Source organism: Ochrobactrum sp. AN78, from assembly GCF_029909885.1.
In the GTDB taxonomy this organism is placed as follows: domain Bacteria; phylum Pseudomonadota; class Alphaproteobacteria; order Rhizobiales; family Rhizobiaceae; genus Brucella; species Brucella quorumnocens.
In genome coordinates this window covers 59,367-75,027 of sequence record NZ_JASAMU010000010.1, presented here as the reverse complement: position 1 = coordinate 75,027, position 15,661 = coordinate 59,367, and the positions used below count along the sequence as shown (strand labels likewise).

Here is a 15,661-nt window from a genome sequence, read left to right as displayed (position 1 = left end):
CAATTGCTATCATTATAAGGCTTAGATCTGCATGGAACATGCAAGCATCCACGACAAGACAGCGAAAACTACCGCGACTCTTATTGATAGCTGGGGCAGCGAGAGCCTCGCAGAACAGGCCTATCGCGTTCTGGAGCGCTCGATTGTGACGCTTGAGCTGGAACCTGGTGCTATCGTCAACGAACGATCCTTGATCGAGTTAACCGGAATGGGCCGAACCCCTATTCGCGAAGCGATCCAGCGTTTGGCTTGGGAAGGACTGGTTGAGGTGCGTCCGCGTTCTGGCATTGCTATCGCGCAAATTGATCCCACGGACTTCACCAAGGTTCTGGATGCGCGCGAAGGTGTCGAGCGGGTACTAGCGCGTGATGCTGCGCGTTTTGGCAGCGCGCGCGATTACGAGCGACTCAAGGCTGCCGCGGACGCCATGCGTCAGGCCATACCTTCCGAAGATGTTTCACTATTTCTGGATGCGGATAAAGCATTCGATATCGTGCTTGGCACAGCAGCCAGCAATCCCTACGCGGCACGTCTGGCAGCGCCTTTACAAACGCATAGCCGCAGATTCTGGTTTAGACTGCGCCCCTCGACCGGCATAACCGGTTCTGCCAATGCCCACGCCACCCTGATCGAAGCTATCGTATCTCGTGAACCGGAGCGCGCCAGCGACACGGCCAGTGAATTGATGGCTTATCTGCGGACGCTTGCACCATAAGATCGAACCCGCATCCAGCAAAATTCAAAACGGCTTGGGATTTTAATTAACAGTACAATAAAGCGCCGATGGATCAGGCTGCGCTTAACGAATTACGCACTTGTGCTAGGGCATTAACGCCAACGGCCGTCGTTGATCTCGTATCGAAAATAAGGCCGTCGTCAGTGCCTATGTCATTGACCGCATTTGCATACAAATGCCGTGTTCCATGCCCCATATCCATCGTCTGAACCGAAGCTATGGAAAGAATGGCCAGAAGACCAAATACAGTCTGCGACGAGTAACGCATCTCCAACGCTCCGCCATGAACTTTAATGAGATGAAATTAAGCGGTCGCTGATGTCAAAAAAATGGCAGATGTGGATCGAAGGCAGGGCGACGGTTCACGAAACCGCGATCCGATCTACAGTGGTTTGTTCATGGAGTCAGACATTTTACGCATCACATGAAGTGCTGTACTCAGATCTTCGTCACTGATGCCTTCAAGCAAATCAGCACGAACATCACCAGCAAGTTTGACGACTTCCTCAGCGAGCTGTTTGCCTTGTTCGGTCATCATAATGCGCTTTGCGCGACGATCACCTTCCACTGCTTGCCGCTCGACAAAAGCTTGACGCTCCAAGCCGTCGATCAAACGAACCATGGTGGCGTTTTCGATCTCAAGCACCTCTGCCAGTTCCTTCTGGTAAAGGCCTTCTTGTTCGATCAGCGTCAGCAGAGTACGCGCGCGCGCCAGCGTAAGGCCGCGCTCCTTGACGCGAGCATCAAACAATGTGCGAAGCCTGCGATTGACCTTCGCCATTGCGTCGATCATCTCCGCACTGAGATCTGCTCTGCTCATCGTGAAAGCCTTATATTAGGGACCTAACAATTAATTAATGAGATAAATGGCCAGCACACGGTTTTCAAGCGATCATACCAAACTCACGCAAGCGTGATGGTACAACCAAAGCATAGCGCCGGTTCGGCCGAAAAATCCCCGGCAGTAAGAGCGTGAAAAAAACGAAAGCGGGCCAAGGCCCGCTTTCAAAGAATTGTTGGTATAGGAAGCCGAAGCCTAACCTTTTCAGGCCGGCAATACGGTTCCCTGCAGTGTCATCAGCTGATGCAGGAAAATCTCTGCCTTCGTGCGATGTTCGTTCGTCGAAGCATCTTCAAGATGCTTGCGAGCGATTTCGATACGCTTCTGAATGTCGGCGGGATCAACATCGTCGACATGTGTTGCCGATTCGGCCAGAACAGTGCAGCCCTGTGGGGTAATGTCGGCAAAGCCGCCAAAAACCACATAGGAATCGGACTTGCCGTCGCTCAGCTTAACCGAAACAACACCCGGCATGATCGTCGCCATCAACGGCGAATGTCCGGCAAGAGCCGTCAAATAGCCTTCACTGCCCGGAATGACGACTTCCGTCACCTGCGCGGATAGCAGAAGGCGTTCAGGCGACACGAGTTCGAATTGGAAAGCTTGAGCCATGGTTCTCACTTAAATTTCCAGAGCTTGATCCCGAAAGTGGAAACCGATTTTCGGAAAAGATCATGCTCAAACAAATGAACAGGCATTTGCGGCGGGCATGAAAGCCCGCCGAAAACTCAATTCATTACGCGGCTTCAGCAGCCAACTTCTTCGCCTTTTCGATCGCTTCTTCAATCGAACCAACCATGTAAAAGGCTGGTTCTGGAAGATGATCGTATTCACCTGCGCAAAGGCCCTTGAAGCCCTTGATGGTGTCGGCGAGATCAACCAGCTTACCTGGCGAACCGGTGAACACTTCAGCAACAAAGAACGGCTGCGACAGGAAGCGTTCGATCTTACGAGCGCGCGCAACAGTCAGCTTATCTTCTTCCGACAGTTCGTCCATGCCGAGGATGGCGATGATGTCCTGAAGCGACTTGTAGCGCTGAAGGATCGACTGAACCTGACGTGCAACTGCGTAGTGTTCTTCACCAACAATCATCGGATCGAGCATACGCGACGTGGATTCAAGTGGATCCACAGCCGGGTAAATACCCTTTTCAGCGATCGAACGGTTAAGCGTCGTGGTCGCATCCAAGTGAGCGAACGACGTTGCCGGTGCAGGGTCGGTCAAATCGTCGGCAGGAACGTAAATTGCCTGAACCGAGGTAATCGAACCCTTGGTCGTCGTGGTGATGCGTTCCTGCATCTGGCCCATGTCGGTTGCCAGCGTTGGCTGATAACCCACTGCGGAAGGAATACGGCCCAGAAGTGCCGAGAGTTCCGAACCAGCCTGCGTAAAGCGGAAGATGTTGTCCACGAAGAACAGAACGTCCTGGCCCTTGTCACGGAAGTTTTCAGCAACCGTCAGACCCGACAGTGCAACGCGAGCGCGCGCACCCGGAGGCTCGTTCATCTGACCGTAAACGAGTGCGGCCTTGGAGCCTTCACCGCCACCGAGCTTGTTAACGCCCGATTCGATCATTTCGTGGTAAAGGTCGTTACCTTCACGGGTACGTTCACCAACGCCTGCGAATACGGAGTAACCGCCGTGCGCTTTAGCAACGTTGTTGATCAGTTCCATGATCAGAACGGTCTTGCCAACGCCTGCGCCGCCGAACAGACCGATCTTACCACCCTTTGCGTAAGGAGCGAGAAGGTCAACAACCTTAATGCCCGTTACGAGGATTTCAGCTTCGGTCGACTGTTCGATATACTCAGGAGCTTCCTGGTGAATCGCGCGACGTGCAGTCGTCTTGATCGGACCAGCTTCGTCAACCGGCTCACCGATAACGTTCATGATACGGCCGAGCGTTTCTTCGCCAACCGGAACCATGATCGGGTTGCCCGTGTCGCGCACTTCGTGGCCGCGAACCAGACCTTCGGTCGAGTCCATAGCAATCGTGCGAACAGTGTTTTCGCCCAGATGCTGTGCAACTTCAAGAACCAGACGGCTGCCCAGGTTGTCGGTTTCCAGAGCGTTGAGGATCAGCGGGAGCTGACCTTCTTCGAACTGTACGTCGACAACAGCGCCGATGACCTGAGTGATCTTGCCCACTGCACCGGTCGCAGCTGCCTTAGGAGCGGCAGCTGCCTTAGCTGGAGCAGTCTTGGCTGGAGCCTTTTTGGCTGGAGCTTTGGCCGCTGCTGGCTTCGCTTCGGCCGCGGCGGTAGTTTTCGGGGTCGCTGCTTTTGCCATCGATCCTTTACCTTCCGTTAGCATGATCCCGAAAAGTTGCAGACTTTTCGGGGAAGATCATGCGATGAACCTTAACTCTAAAGCGCTTCCGCGCCCGAAATGATTTCGATCAGTTCCTTGGTGATCTGAGCCTGACGCTGACGGTTATACGTGATCGACAACTTGTTGATCATGTCACCGGCATTACGCGTCGCATTGTCCATTGCGCTCATCTTCGCGCCCATTTCGCCCGCCACATTTTCCAGCAGAGCGCGGAAAATCTGGACCGAAATATTGCGCGGGATCAGCGTGCTCAGGATCGCCGCAGGATCAGGTTCGTACTCATAAATCGCATCGCCTGCAGTATCCGCCTGCGCAACATCACCAGCCGAAGCTGGAATGAGCTGCTGCGCGGTCGGAATCTGTGCGATTACCGACTTGAACTCGGAATAGAACAGCGTGCAGACATCAAATGCGCCCTGTTCAAACAGCTCAATCACCTTGTGGCCGATCTGGTCGGCATGCACGAAAGCAAGCTGTTTGACTTCACGCAAATTGACATGGTCGATGATCAGCGAGGCAAATTCACGACGCAGAATGTCTGCGCCCTTTTTGCCAACGGTGAGAATCTTGACCGTCTTGCCTTCAGCGAGGAGCTTACGAGCATGATCACGCGCAAGACGCGCAATCTGGCTGTTGAAACCGCCGCAAAGGCCACGTTCTGCAGTCGCGACGACGAGCAAATGCACGTCGTCCTTGCCCGTACCAGCCATCAATGCCGGTGCGTCTTCGCCGCTCACGTTTTGCGCGATATTAGCGAGGACGGCACCCATGCGCTGCGAGTAAGGCCGTGCAGCCTCCGCAGCTTCCTGGGCACGGCGCAGCTTCGCCGCGGCGACCATCTGCATCGCCTTGGTGATTTTCTGCGTCGCCTTGACCGAGGCGATACGGTTTCTCAGATCCTTTAGTGAAGGCATCCGTTCATCCCGTCACAAAATTCAAGCAAAAGACTTGGCGAACGCGTCGACCGCTGCCTTGAGCTTTGCTTTGATGTTGTCGGTGAGTGCCTTTTCATCGCGGATCGCATCCAGCACATCCTTGTGCTCGGTGCGCAGCGAAGAAAGAAGACCTGCTTCGAACTTGCCAACCTGGTTGACGGCGATCTTATCAAGATAGCCATTCACGCCAGCGTAAATCACGGCAACCTGTTCTTCCGTCTTGAGCGGCGAGAACTGTGGCTGCTTGAGAAGTTCGGTCAGGCGAGCACCGCGGTTAAGCAGACGCTGCGTCGAAGCATCAAGATCCGAGCCGAACTGAGCAAATGCTGCCATTTCACGATACTGGGCGAGTTCACCCTTAATCGAGCCTGCAACCTGCTTCATGGCCTTGATCTGAGCCGACGAACCAACGCGGGAAACCGACAGACCGACGTTAACAGCCGGACGGATACCCTGATAGAACAGGTTGGTTTCGAGGAAGATCTGGCCGTCGGTGATCGAGATCACGTTGGTCGGAATGAACGCGGAAACGTCGTTGCCCTGCGTTTCGATGACCGGCAGAGCCGTCAGCGAGCCAGCACCGTTTTCGTCGTTGAGCTTTGCAGCGCGTTCAAGAAGACGCGAATGCAGATAGAAAACGTCGCCTGGGTAAGCTTCACGGCCCGGAGGACGACGAAGCAGGAGCGACATCTGACGGTAAGCAACAGCCTGCTTGGAAAGATCGTCATAGCCGATCAGAGCGTGCTGGCCATTGTCACGGAAATATTCACCGATCGCGCAGCCTGCAAATGGCGCAAGGTACTGCATCGGAGCCGGATCAGAAGCAGTAGCTGCGATCACGACGGAATATTCGAGAGCGCCGCGTTCTTCGAGGACCTTAACGAACTGAGCAACAGTCGAACGCTTCTGGCCGATAGCGACATAGACGCAATAAAGCTTTTCTTTGTCTGGGCCGTTGTCGTGGATTGGCTTCTGGTTAAGGAAGGTATCGAGAATGATCGCGGTCTTGCCGGTCTGACGGTCACCGATGACCAGCTCGCGCTGACCACGGCCAACCGGGATCAGAGCGTCAACAGCCTTGAGGCCGGTCGACATTGGCTCGTGAACCGACTTACGCGGAATGATGCCCGGTGCCTTGACGTCGACGCGGCGACGTTCAGTAGCAACGATAGGGCCTTTGCCGTCGATTGGGTTGCCGAGAGCATCGACAACACGGCCGAGCAGGCCTGGACCGACTGGAACGTCGACGATCGCGCCGGTACGCTTGACGACGTCGCCTTCCTTGATGTCACGGTCAGCACCAAAAATAACCACACCGACATTGTCGGTTTCAAGGTTAAGCGCCATGCCGCGAATACCACCAGGGAATTCGACCATTTCGCCAGCCTGAACATTGTCCAGACCGTAAACGCGGGCGATACCGTCGCCGACGGACAGAACCTGACCGACTTCGGAGACCTCAGCCTCCTTGCCGAAGTTCTTGATTTGCTCTTTCAGGATAGCGGAAATTTCCGCGGCGCGGATGTCCATCAGCCGACCTCTTTCAGTGCAAGCTTGAGAGAAGAAAGTTTAGTGCGAAGGGACGTGTCGATCTGACGCGAACCCATTTTGACGATAAGACCGCCGAGGATCGACGGATCGACGGTGACATTGATCGTCACGTCCTTGCCGGCGACGCCCTTCAGCGTTGCCTTCAATTCGTTCTGCTGCGCGGCAGTCAATGCGTGCGCAGAAATAACATCAGCGGAAATCTCACCACGATGTTCAGCTGCAATCTCACGGAAAGCGGCAATAATGCCCGGCAGCACAAAAAGGCGACGGTTTTGCGCGACGACGCGCAGAAAATTGCCGACCAGACCCTTGATGCCAGCCTTGTCAGCAATCGCGCTAATAGCGTGAAGCTGGTCTTCAGCAGAGAAGACCGGGCTGGAAATCAGGCGCTTCAGGTCTTCGCTTCCGCTCAGAAGCGCCTCGAAACGACCAAGATCTTTTTCCACAGCAGCAACGGATTTAGCGTCGAGCGCAAGCTCAAACAACGATCCGGCGTAGCGCTGTGCGACACCTGAAATGAGCGAAGACGTTTCTGCCACGAAAAACCTGCTCTCTACGTTGAAACCATCTTTTTGGGAATTCGGCAGGACCGAAAGGCCAAGCAGATGATTTTATTGAATGTTTCCGGGTAACCCCTGACGCGCGAGCGCGACAACACCGAAATGTGATTGCCGTCTAGCATAGACGAACCAGACTCGCAACACGCGAATCCCGCACTTTTGCGTAAGTTTTGCCGCAATTTTAGGTTAGAAAAGTACTAACCAAGCCCACTAATACAGCAAGGTGCTCTTTAGCGCATCAATCCGACTTCAGCGGATAAAGCCAAAAGCATAAAGCAAAGGTCCGGCAGCCAGCGCAAACTCGATAACGGCAGCGACAATATTATAGAAAGTTGCCCCCTTATCCGACATCATCGAAATGAAACGTCCGAACAGCGCAAATCCCCACGCAGCGCCAAGAACGACCCACAAAAATGGCTGTGCAAAAATGAGGCAGCCAAGCCCTATCCCCAGATAAGGACCAGCCAGCACGGCACGAATGGAGCTATAAGCTTCCGGGCGCGCATTGATCGGTTGAAGCCGCATCAGTTTCATGGTGATGCCCGGTGCGAAAAGCATAACGATGCCAGCAAAAGCGGTTACAACCGCCGCACTCCATGCGAGCCATTCGCCGGTTGTGGCGGGAAGATAAAATTCCATTGCGTTTCACCCTCAATCTGAACTGCTTGGCTATAACCCAGTTTTGCGCGACCGAAAACCGATCAGGTCGATCACTACGCAGTATATTAACCGGCAACGACACAGCAGTCAGACCGAACCGCAGACGTTCAGTGCTTATTGGAGCTGCGTAATTTGGCGATGCGCCCTGCAATTAACGGAATGAAGAGAATAATCGCCGCGCCAATCACCCATATGATCCAAAGCGCCGGTGCGAGCAAACCCCGCAGAATAGCGACCCCAGAACCAGCCAGTTGATCAAGCTTGAAAATACCGATCAAGGCACTCGCCTCATTACCGACCACCGTTGTTCCAATGGAGGTCAGAGCTGGCCCATTGCTGTCAATCCAGGCGATTACAGCATCAGAAAAAGAATAGGAAAGCCAGATCGCAAGCGACCAGATCATTAATCCAATCAGGGAGATAATCCAAAAGCGACTACCGTTTCTTACGTGTTGCTGTTGCGAAGTTCGGTCATATCTCATCATTTTTCAAAAACCTTAAAAAGCGCGCGGGATAAAGGCTACATCCTCTAGTCACTAGAGATGCAAACCCTTTTTTCTGACCTCCGTTTTTGTAGGATACAGAACTAAAGGAAGCTCTGCGGATCGATATCCACCTGCACTCTGATAGAACCGCGTTCCTTGGGAGCGGCGGCGAGCAATGCGCGTATAAACCCTTGAATATCTGCTCTTTTTGTTCCGTGCACGAGGATGCGGAACCGGTGCCGGCCACGCACAAGGGCGAGTGGTGCTTCCGCAGGTCCAAGCACTGAAATCTCAGGCGACGCTGGCGCTGCACGGCGCAGTGCACGTGCCTGATTCTCGGCATCGGGTCGATTATCGGCCGAAATGATAAGCGCGGCGAGACGACCGAAGGGCGGTAAAACACTGCGTTCCCGCTCTTCGATTTCGCGGGCGTAGAATGCTTCCGAATCGCCACTAACGATGGCGCGCATCACGGGATGATCCGGCTGATAGGTTTGAAGAAGACCCAAGCTCTTGCGACCTGTACGCCCAGCGCGGCCCGTGACCTGATTGAGCAACTGGAATGTGCGCTCAGCGGCACGCGGATCACCATTCGCAAGCCCGAGATCGGCATCCACCACGCCCACCAGTGTCATGTTGGGGAAGTTATGCCCCTTGGCCACAAGCTGCGTGCCAATCACGATATCGGCCTCGCCTTTAGCAATGGCATCAAGTTCAAGCCGCAAACGCTTTACACCACCAGCCATATCAGACGAAAGCACTATGATTCGCGCATCTGGAAAAGTCGTAGCAACTTCTTCTGCAATACGTTCGACGCCAGGGCCACAAGCAACCAGATGATCAAGCGTACCGCATTCAGGACACGCTTCCGGCACTGGCTCATGATAGCCGCACTGGTGACACATGAGCTGACCGCGAAAACGATGTTCGACCAGCCAGCTTGAGCATTGCGGACACTGGAAGCGATGTCCGCACACCCTGCAAAGCGTTAGCGGCGCATAGCCACGGCGGTTGAGGAACAGCAGCGCCTGCTCGCCACGCTCCACCGTCTTTCCCACAGCTTCTGTGAGTGCCGGTGAAAGAAATCGTCCTGGCGGCGGCGGCGAGCGCCGCATATCGATGGTCTTGAGCGTCGGCAATGCCGCTTCCGCATATCGCCCATAAAGCTTGATTCGCTTGTAACGGCCCTGGTCGGCATTCACCTGGCTCTCGATCGAAGGCGTAGCCGATGCCAATATGACCGGAAAATTACCGATATGTCCGCGCACCACCGCCATATCGCGCGCATTATAGAAAACGCGATCTTCCTGCTTGTAAGCCGGATCGTGCTCTTCATCGACAACGATCAGCCCAAGCTCTTTGAACGGCAAAAACAGCGCAGAACGTGCGCCCGCCACAACACGCACCGTGCCTTCGGCCACTTGTCGCCAGACACGCTCGCGCGTGCGCGGTGCAAGATCGGAATGCCATTCAGCGGGCTTTGCACCAAATCGATCATGAAAACGGTCGAGAAACTGCTGTGTGAGTGCGATTTCAGGCAAGAGAATCATTACCTGTTTGCCCTGATCGAGCGCTTTGGCTACCGCCTCGAAGTAAACCTCCGTTTTGCCCGAGCCCGTCACGCCATCAAGAAGCGAAACCGAAAAGCACTTTGCCACAACCGATTCGGCCAGCATTTCAGCGGCAGCCTGCTGGTCTTCTGAAAGCGCTGCTCGCGCATAATCAGTGTCAGGTGTTGCCACCACCGCAGGCGGAGGCAACATCACTTCTTCAAACACGCCCTGCGTTTTCAGGCCATCGACAACAGTCAGCGAGACACCTGCTGCATGGGCAAGGCCTGAGCGTGTCCAGGCGAGTCCATCGCGCGCCAATTCCATGACGCGGGCGCGAGCATCAGTCATACGCTCTGGCTCGCCGCCATTGTAGCGAAGACCCGGAACAGCGGGTTCTGGATCAAAGGCCGCAGGGGCCCGCAGCACCATGCGCGCCACCATTCCGGGTGGTGAAAGCGTGTAGTCAGCAGCCCAGCGCATAAAGCGAAGCATTTCGCTGTCCACGGGCGGACAATCAAAAACCTGTGAGATTGCGCGGAGCTTTTTGGCATCCACCGCATCGGTCACGCCATCGCAAACGATTCCTGCAACCTCACGCGGTCCCAACGGGACGCGCACGATCGAGCCGGGCTGGACACGCATTCCCTCCGGCACCATATAAGAATAAGGCCGCTCAGCGGGCATGGGTACAAGCACCGGCACCACACTCGGAGTGGGTTCCGCAAAGAGGCCCAAAATATCGTGCGAATCTTTCGACATGATTGCGTGACCTTGGCGTGGCTTTGCGCTAAAGAAAAGCCACCTTCCGGGAATTAAATGGATTTAGTTTCCCTCAACACCCGCGCTCACTATGGAGGAACGCTGTTATGAAGTTTTTCGTCGACACTGCGGACGTCAAGGAAATCCGCGAACTCAACGACCTGGGTCTGGTCGATGGCGTAACCACTAACCCATCCCTCATCCTGAAATCGGGCCGCGATATTCTTGAAGTAACCAAAGAAATCTGCTCCTTCGTCAAGGGCCCGGTTTCGGCTGAAGTTGCTGGAACAGAGTATGAGCAGATCATGAAGGAAGCGGCAGTCATTGCCAAGATCGCAGACAATATCTGCATTAAGCTTCCACTGACCCTTGATGGCCTCAAGGCATGTAAGGCTCTGACCTCGGACGGTCACAAGACCAACGTGACGCTCTGCTTCTCAGCCAATCAGGCTCTGCTCGCTGCCAAGGCCGGCGCGACCTTCGTTTCGCCATTCATCGGTCGTATCGATGACATGGGCGTCAACGGCATGGAACTGATTGCCGAAATCCGTACCATCTTCGACAATTACGATTTCCGCACCGAAATCCTTGCCGCTTCGGTTCGCACCGTAAACCACGTCAAGGAAGCTGCTCTCATCGGTGCCGATGTTGTTACTGCACCTCCGGCAACGCTCAAGGCACTCGTCAAGCATCCGCTGACCGACAAGGGCCTCGAAACCTTCCTTGCCGACTGGGCGAAGACTGGCCAGAAGATCGCTTAAGGCAGATCACTTAATCAAGCAAAACGGCGGATCAATGATCCGCCGTTTTTGTTTATCCCAATATCGTCTCGCCATCGTTCTTGGCAACACGGATGGGCCTGCTGCCACAATGCTCCGTAATTGCATCCGCAAGCCGAGCCGAATGCGTCACCACCCATATCTGACTGCGCTCCGAGGCTCGCGCGATCATCTTCGCAAGCGAAGGAATCATATCCGGGTGAAGACTTGCTTCTGGTTCGTTCAATGCAATCAGCGGCGGCAAACGATAAGATAAAAGCGCACCTGCCAGGGCTAGTAATCTGATCTGCCCATCCGATAATTCACCGGGTCTGAACACACGTGGTGGGAAAGCTGGAAAATTCAGACCGAATGTTGCTGTTTCTTCCGGAAACGGAATGATAAGCTTTGCGCCTTCCAAGGCATCGGCAATCAGACGGTCAAGATCGACTGTATCCTGACGAATATGGGCGAGTGTCGCAAACACCGATGCGAGATTGCTACCGTCCTCGTCCAGCATCGCAGCAGTTGCAGCAATGGATGGCTGCCGCACCGGCGCATCACGATCACTTCTGAAACCATGATAAAAGCGCCAGCCCCGCAATTGAGCAGATAAATCGCCAATTTCGGGATAGTGACCCGACTGCCCGAGGACTGCGAGGCCACTTTCGGAAGTAAGGAGCCGTGCCGGATGTTCCATCCGCCGCCCTTCTCCATCTCGTGCAAAGACGGCAGGTCCTTTTCGATCCATCAGATCAACGGGGCGGCGTCCGGTGTCGAGATTGAGCTGTTCTTCCTTTATCTGCGGCTCAAACGGAAAAGCACCCGATACCGGTGGCGGTAATCCCGCCTCAACACGGTAAGACAGACACGATGCAAGCCGTTCGTCTTCAAACTCCGCTTCCAGAATGATTCGAGCCTGCTCATGCTTGCGTCGAATTCCACCCCACATGGCCGATTGCATGCCGCCTTCACGAACAATCTCATTCGAGAATGTACCTTCAGCCGCTGCCTTCACCAATTGAAGCGCGCGATAAAGATTGGACTTTCCCGCACCATTCTCACCGACAAAGACCGTAACCTGTCCAAGCTCAAACCGGACTGATCTAAGCGACCGATAGCCTTTTGCCGAGAACGAAACGAGACGCATGTTTTCTCTGCTCCATAAACAAAAGGCGGCACAAATTGCGCCGCCTTTTAAAACTCACAAAATCTAACCCGCTCAGAGCTTCGACATCTGCATCGCAAGTGAGAGGAATATCTGCTCTGCCAGTTCTTCCGCTGCACGCTTGGTCGCATCGCGTTGTGCGCGCAGGTTAGCAAATTCCTGACGTGGACGATCGAATGACGATCCCGCTGTGCGTGTGCCCGAGACAAGAGGCTTGCCGTCCTTGTCACGCAACACATAATTGGATGTCGCTTTGACGATACCAGCCGATGGACGACCGGTACGGTCAGTCTGATCGCCAATATCCACACTCACCGCGTTCAGCGTGTTGCTGCTTAAGCCCAGGCTGAGGCGATAGTTCGGAGTGGCAGGCTCACCTGCCCCACCGCTGAGCAAAAAGATCAGGCGGTTACGAACCTGCTGCTGAAACACATTGCCTGCCGGGTCGATTGAAATCGACGCAAGCTTGCTGCGCATATCCGGCGTGACGCTGCCACCGATTGTGCCGCCGGTACCACCCGACGAATAAAGCGGTTGCACGGTGCAGCCTGCGATCAGAACCGCTGCCCCTAGAGCAGCGATTGCGACGCGGAAAGCCTTGAATGTGGAAATGAGGCGATCAGGCAACGACATTGACGATCCTTTGCGGCACCACGATGATCTTCTTCGGCGAGCCCCCATCGAGCGCAGCCTTGACAAAGTCAAGTTCGAGCACCGCCTGCTGGATTGTAGCTTGATCAGCGTCGCGGGCGATTGTCAAATCCCCACGCTTCTTGCCGTTGATCTGTACCGGCAAAACGATCTCGTTTTCCACGATCATCGCGGCATCGAACGATGGCCATGCTGCTGTTGCAGCGAGCGTGTCCTTGCCGGTGATCTTGCCGCCGAGTTCAGTCAGGCACTGTTCAGCCAGATGCGGCATCATCGGTGCAACCATCAGAACCAGCATTTCGGTGGCCTCACGCAGAGCTCCCTTCAACTGATCGTCAGCCTTGCCCGAGGCAGCCAGTTGCAACGATGCTGCAAGCGCATTCACCAATTCATAAAGACGCGCAACCGCACGATTGAAAGCGAGCTTTTCAATATCGTCGCCGACAGCCTGAACTGCTTTGTGCGCAGCTTTGGAAATAGCGAGAGCATCACCGTCAATGCCCGACTTGGGCGCAACATCTTTCAGAACAGGTGCCGCTTCCGATACCAGACGCCAGACGCGCTGCACGAAACGATGCGCGCCTTCTGCACCCGCTTCTGTCCAAATTACATCGCGCTCTGGCGGGCTGTCAGACAGCATGAACCAGCGCGCAGTGTCAGCACCGTAAGAAGAAATAATGTCATCGGGATCGACCACATTCTTCTTCGACTTCGACATCTTCTCAATTGAGCCAATGTCTACCGGAGCACCGCTATCAAGCATGGTAGCGGTGCGCTTACCATCAATGTCTTCAATGCGAATATCGGCAGGTGCCACCCACTGGCCATCAGACTTATAGGTCTCGTGCACCACCATGCCTTGCGTGAACAGGCCCTTGAACGGCTCATCAATGCCGACATGACCAGCCACTTTCATGGCACGGGTGAAGAAGCGCGAGTAAAGCAGATGCAGGATCGCGTGTTCTACGCCGCCAATATACTGATCAACCGGCAACCAGTGATCGGCAATCGCGCGGTTTGTAGGCTCGTTTTCCCACGGGGCGGTAAAGCGTGCATAGTACCAGGACGAATCAACAAATGTATCCATCGTGTCGGTTTCGCGACGCGCTACGCCACCGCATATCGGGCAGTTCACATGACGCCATGTGGCATGCCGATCAAGCGGATTTCCCGGACGGTCAAACTCGACATCATCCGGCAACTTGACCGGCAAATCAGCACGCGGCACCGGATTGACGCCACAGCTTTCGCAATGGATCATCGGGATTGGGCAACCCCAATAGCGCTGACGCGAAATACCCCAGTCGCGCAGACGGAACTGCACTTTGCGTTGGGCCTGCGCACGACCGTCAAGATCGGTCTTTTCAAGACGATTCGCGACATCGTTGAAAGCTGCTTCCGGCGTCATGCCATCGAGGAAGCGTGAGTTTACCATCACGCCATCATCGGTATAGGCTGTCTCGCCGATCACAAAATTCGCCGCATCCTCGTCCTTTGGCAGAACGACCGGCGTTACCTTCAAACCATATTTGTTGGCGAAATCCAGATCGCGCTGATCATGAGCAGGGCAACCGAAAATCGCGCCAGTGCCATATTCCATCAACACGAAGTTTGCGACATAAACCGGCAGTTCCCAGTTCTCATCGAACGGATGCTTAACCTTGACGCCTGTGTCGAAACCTTTTTTCTCAGCCGTTTCAAGCGCTGCAACGGAGGTTCCGGTGCGGCGGCATTCATCTGCAAACTCAGACAGATCGGCATTGGTTTCGGCAAGCTTCTTAGCCAGCGGATGATCGGCGGCGATCGCCACGAAAGATGCGCCAAACAGCGTATCTGGACGTGTCGTGTAGACTTCCACTTCCGAAAAATCTTGTGGCGCGGTCTTGCCGTCGAGCGCGAAGCGAACCTGCAAGCCTTCCGACTTGCCGATCCAGTTCTTCTGCATGACGCGAACTTTTTCCGGCCATTGGTCAAGCGTGTCGAGACCGGCCAGCAATTCCTCGCTGAAATCGGTGATCTTGAAGAACCATTGCGTCAGTTCGCGCTGTTCGACCAGCGCACCCGAACGCCAGCCGCGACCATCCACAACCTGCTCATTGGCAAGCACGGTGTTGTCGACCGGGTCCCAGTTAACCTTGGAGGTCTTGCGCGTCACCAGACCTTTTTCAAACAGATCGATGAACAGCATCTGCTGGCGCTGATAATATTCAACATCGCAGGTCGCAAACTCGCGCGACCAGTCGAGCGACAGACCCATCGATTTCAGCTGACGCTTCATCGTGGCGATGTTCTGATAGGTCCATTCTTTAGGATGCACGTTGTTTTGCATTGCCGCGTTTTCCGCAGGCATACCAAAGGCGTCCCATCCCATTGGATGAAGCACGTTGAAGCCCTTGGCGCGCTTGTAGCGAGCGACCACGTCACCCATCGCATAGTTGCGCACATGGCCCATGTGAATGCGCCCCGATGGATAGGGGAACATCTCGAGCACGTAATATTTTTCGCGGCTGTCGCTGTTGTCTGTCTCGAAAGTCTGGTTTTCTTCCCAGATTTTCTGCCAATGTGCTTCCGCCACGCGCGGATTATAACGTTCGGCTGCCATGAGCGTATTTACTCGTACGAAGGTGATGCAATAAGGAGAGTCGATATTTAATGGCGACCTTCACCACGTA

The 15,661-nt window shown here is 54.7% G+C and carries 15 protein-coding genes; 2 read left to right on the top strand and 13 right to left on the bottom strand.

Annotated features, from left to right (window positions below):
* The first annotated feature begins 31 nt into the window (after positions 1-31).
* Positions 32-715, top strand: a complete 684-nt coding sequence (locus tag QBD00_RS17515) for a GntR family transcriptional regulator (RefSeq protein ID WP_318580122.1) — start codon at positions 32-34, stop codon at positions 713-715.
* A 73-nt stretch (positions 716-788) separates the two neighbouring features.
* On the opposite strand, the gene QBD00_RS17510 is transcribed toward QBD00_RS17515, so the two are convergent.
* The 10 genes from QBD00_RS17510 to QBD00_RS17465 all read right to left on the bottom strand — a co-directional run bounded on the left by QBD00_RS17510 (position 789) and on the right by QBD00_RS17465 (position 10,412).
* On the bottom strand, positions 789-1,004 hold the full coding sequence (locus QBD00_RS17510) for a hypothetical protein (protein ID WP_191793437.1): 216 nt from the start codon (positions 1,002-1,004) through the stop codon (positions 789-791).
* Positions 1,005-1,118: 114 nt separating this feature from the next.
* Positions 1,119-1,556 carry a MarR family winged helix-turn-helix transcriptional regulator gene (locus tag QBD00_RS17505; protein WP_095447392.1) on the bottom strand — a complete coding sequence of 146 codons (438 nt, stop codon included), beginning with the start codon at positions 1,554-1,556 and terminating at the stop codon, positions 1,119-1,121.
* 225 nt (positions 1,557-1,781) lie between these two features.
* Positions 1,782-2,189 carry a F0F1 ATP synthase subunit epsilon gene (locus tag QBD00_RS17500; RefSeq protein WP_318580121.1) on the bottom strand — a complete coding sequence of 136 codons (408 nt, stop codon included), beginning with the start codon at positions 2,187-2,189 and terminating at the stop codon, positions 1,782-1,784.
* A 124-nt stretch (positions 2,190-2,313) separates the two neighbouring features.
* Positions 2,314-3,867, bottom strand: a complete 1,554-nt coding sequence (gene atpD / locus QBD00_RS17495; RefSeq protein ID WP_318580120.1) for a F0F1 ATP synthase subunit beta — start codon at positions 3,865-3,867, stop codon at positions 2,314-2,316.
* A gap of 77 nt (positions 3,868-3,944) precedes the next feature.
* The gene (locus QBD00_RS17490) at positions 3,945-4,823 is read right to left on the bottom strand and encodes a F0F1 ATP synthase subunit gamma (protein ID WP_095447395.1); all 879 of its coding nucleotides are present in this window, start codon (positions 4,821-4,823) and stop codon (positions 3,945-3,947) included.
* A 21-nt stretch (positions 4,824-4,844) separates the two neighbouring features.
* On the bottom strand, positions 4,845-6,374 hold the full coding sequence (gene atpA / locus QBD00_RS17485; protein WP_024895799.1) for a F0F1 ATP synthase subunit alpha: 1,530 nt from the start codon (positions 6,372-6,374) through the stop codon (positions 4,845-4,847).
* On the bottom strand, positions 6,374-6,934 hold the full coding sequence (locus QBD00_RS17480) for a F0F1 ATP synthase subunit delta (protein WP_095447396.1): 561 nt from the start codon (positions 6,932-6,934) through the stop codon (positions 6,374-6,376). Before QBD00_RS17480 ends, atpA begins: the two co-directional genes overlap by 1 nt.
* A 270-nt stretch (positions 6,935-7,204) precedes the next feature.
* Positions 7,205-7,594, bottom strand: a complete 390-nt coding sequence (locus QBD00_RS17475) for a DUF4345 family protein (RefSeq protein ID WP_095447397.1) — start codon at positions 7,592-7,594, stop codon at positions 7,205-7,207.
* Between the two features lie 128 nt (positions 7,595-7,722).
* Positions 7,723-8,019 (bottom strand): hypothetical protein, encoded by a 297-nt coding sequence (locus tag QBD00_RS17470; protein WP_318580119.1) that lies wholly within the window; start codon positions 8,017-8,019, stop codon positions 7,723-7,725.
* 182 nt (positions 8,020-8,201) lie between these two features.
* The gene (locus QBD00_RS17465) at positions 8,202-10,412 is read right to left on the bottom strand and encodes a primosomal protein N' (protein WP_318580118.1); all 2,211 of its coding nucleotides are present in this window, start codon (positions 10,410-10,412) and stop codon (positions 8,202-8,204) included.
* Between the two features lie 107 nt (positions 10,413-10,519).
* Between QBD00_RS17465 and fsa the strand changes: the two genes are divergently transcribed.
* Complete coding sequence (fsa, locus tag QBD00_RS17460; protein WP_007876832.1) at positions 10,520-11,173, top strand: fructose-6-phosphate aldolase; 654 nt, start codon at positions 10,520-10,522, stop codon at positions 11,171-11,173.
* Between the two features lie 52 nt (positions 11,174-11,225).
* Here the strand turns inward: fsa and QBD00_RS17455 are convergent, their stop codons facing one another.
* From QBD00_RS17455 to leuS, 3 genes are all read right to left on the bottom strand, one after another.
* Positions 11,226-12,320 carry an AAA family ATPase gene (locus QBD00_RS17455; protein WP_318580117.1) on the bottom strand — a complete coding sequence of 365 codons (1,095 nt, stop codon included), beginning with the start codon at positions 12,318-12,320 and terminating at the stop codon, positions 11,226-11,228.
* 72 nt (positions 12,321-12,392) lie between these two features.
* Positions 12,393-12,971 (bottom strand): LPS assembly lipoprotein LptE, encoded by a 579-nt coding sequence (lptE, locus tag QBD00_RS17450; RefSeq protein ID WP_318580116.1) that lies wholly within the window; start codon positions 12,969-12,971, stop codon positions 12,393-12,395.
* Entirely contained in the window at positions 12,958-15,591 is a 2,634-nt protein-coding gene (gene leuS / locus QBD00_RS17445) for a leucine--tRNA ligase (RefSeq protein ID WP_318580115.1), read from the bottom strand. Before leuS ends, lptE begins: the two co-directional genes overlap by 14 nt.
* Positions 15,592-15,661: the final 70 nt, after the last annotated feature.

Bases quoted from the DNA above. Each gene is read 5' to 3' on its own strand.
- QBD00_RS17475 (WP_095447397.1), bottom strand. From the start codon at position 7,594: ATGGAATTTTATCTTCCCGCCACAACCGGCGAATGGCTCGCATGGAGT.
- atpD (WP_318580120.1), bottom strand. From the start codon at position 3,867: ATGGCAAAAGCAGCGACCCCGAAAACTACCGCCGCGGCCGAAGCGAAG.
- QBD00_RS17470 (WP_318580119.1), bottom strand. From the start codon at position 8,019: ATGATCTGGTCGCTTGCGATCTGGCTTTCCTATTCTTTTTCTGATGCT.
- atpA (WP_024895799.1), bottom strand. From the start codon at position 6,374: ATGGACATCCGCGCCGCGGAAATTTCCGCTATCCTGAAAGAGCAAATC.
- QBD00_RS17510 (WP_191793437.1), bottom strand. From the start codon at position 1,004: ATGCGTTACTCGTCGCAGACTGTATTTGGTCTTCTGGCCATTCTTTCC.
- QBD00_RS17515 (WP_318580122.1), top strand. From the start codon at position 32: ATGGAACATGCAAGCATCCACGACAAGACAGCGAAAACTACCGCGACT.
- fsa (WP_007876832.1), top strand. From the start codon at position 10,520: ATGAAGTTTTTCGTCGACACTGCGGACGTCAAGGAAATCCGCGAACTC.
- lptE (WP_318580116.1), bottom strand. From the start codon at position 12,971: ATGTCGTTGCCTGATCGCCTCATTTCCACATTCAAGGCTTTCCGCGTC.
- QBD00_RS17455 (WP_318580117.1), bottom strand. From the start codon at position 12,320: ATGCGTCTCGTTTCGTTCTCGGCAAAAGGCTATCGGTCGCTTAGATCA.
- QBD00_RS17500 (WP_318580121.1), bottom strand. From the start codon at position 2,189: ATGGCTCAAGCTTTCCAATTCGAACTCGTGTCGCCTGAACGCCTTCTG.
- QBD00_RS17465 (WP_318580118.1), bottom strand. From the start codon at position 10,412: ATGTCGAAAGATTCGCACGATATTTTGGGCCTCTTTGCGGAACCCACT.
- QBD00_RS17490 (WP_095447395.1), bottom strand. From the start codon at position 4,823: ATGCCTTCACTAAAGGATCTGAGAAACCGTATCGCCTCGGTCAAGGCG.
- QBD00_RS17505 (WP_095447392.1), bottom strand. From the start codon at position 1,556: ATGAGCAGAGCAGATCTCAGTGCGGAGATGATCGACGCAATGGCGAAG.
- leuS (WP_318580115.1), bottom strand. From the start codon at position 15,591: ATGGCAGCCGAACGTTATAATCCGCGCGTGGCGGAAGCACATTGGCAG.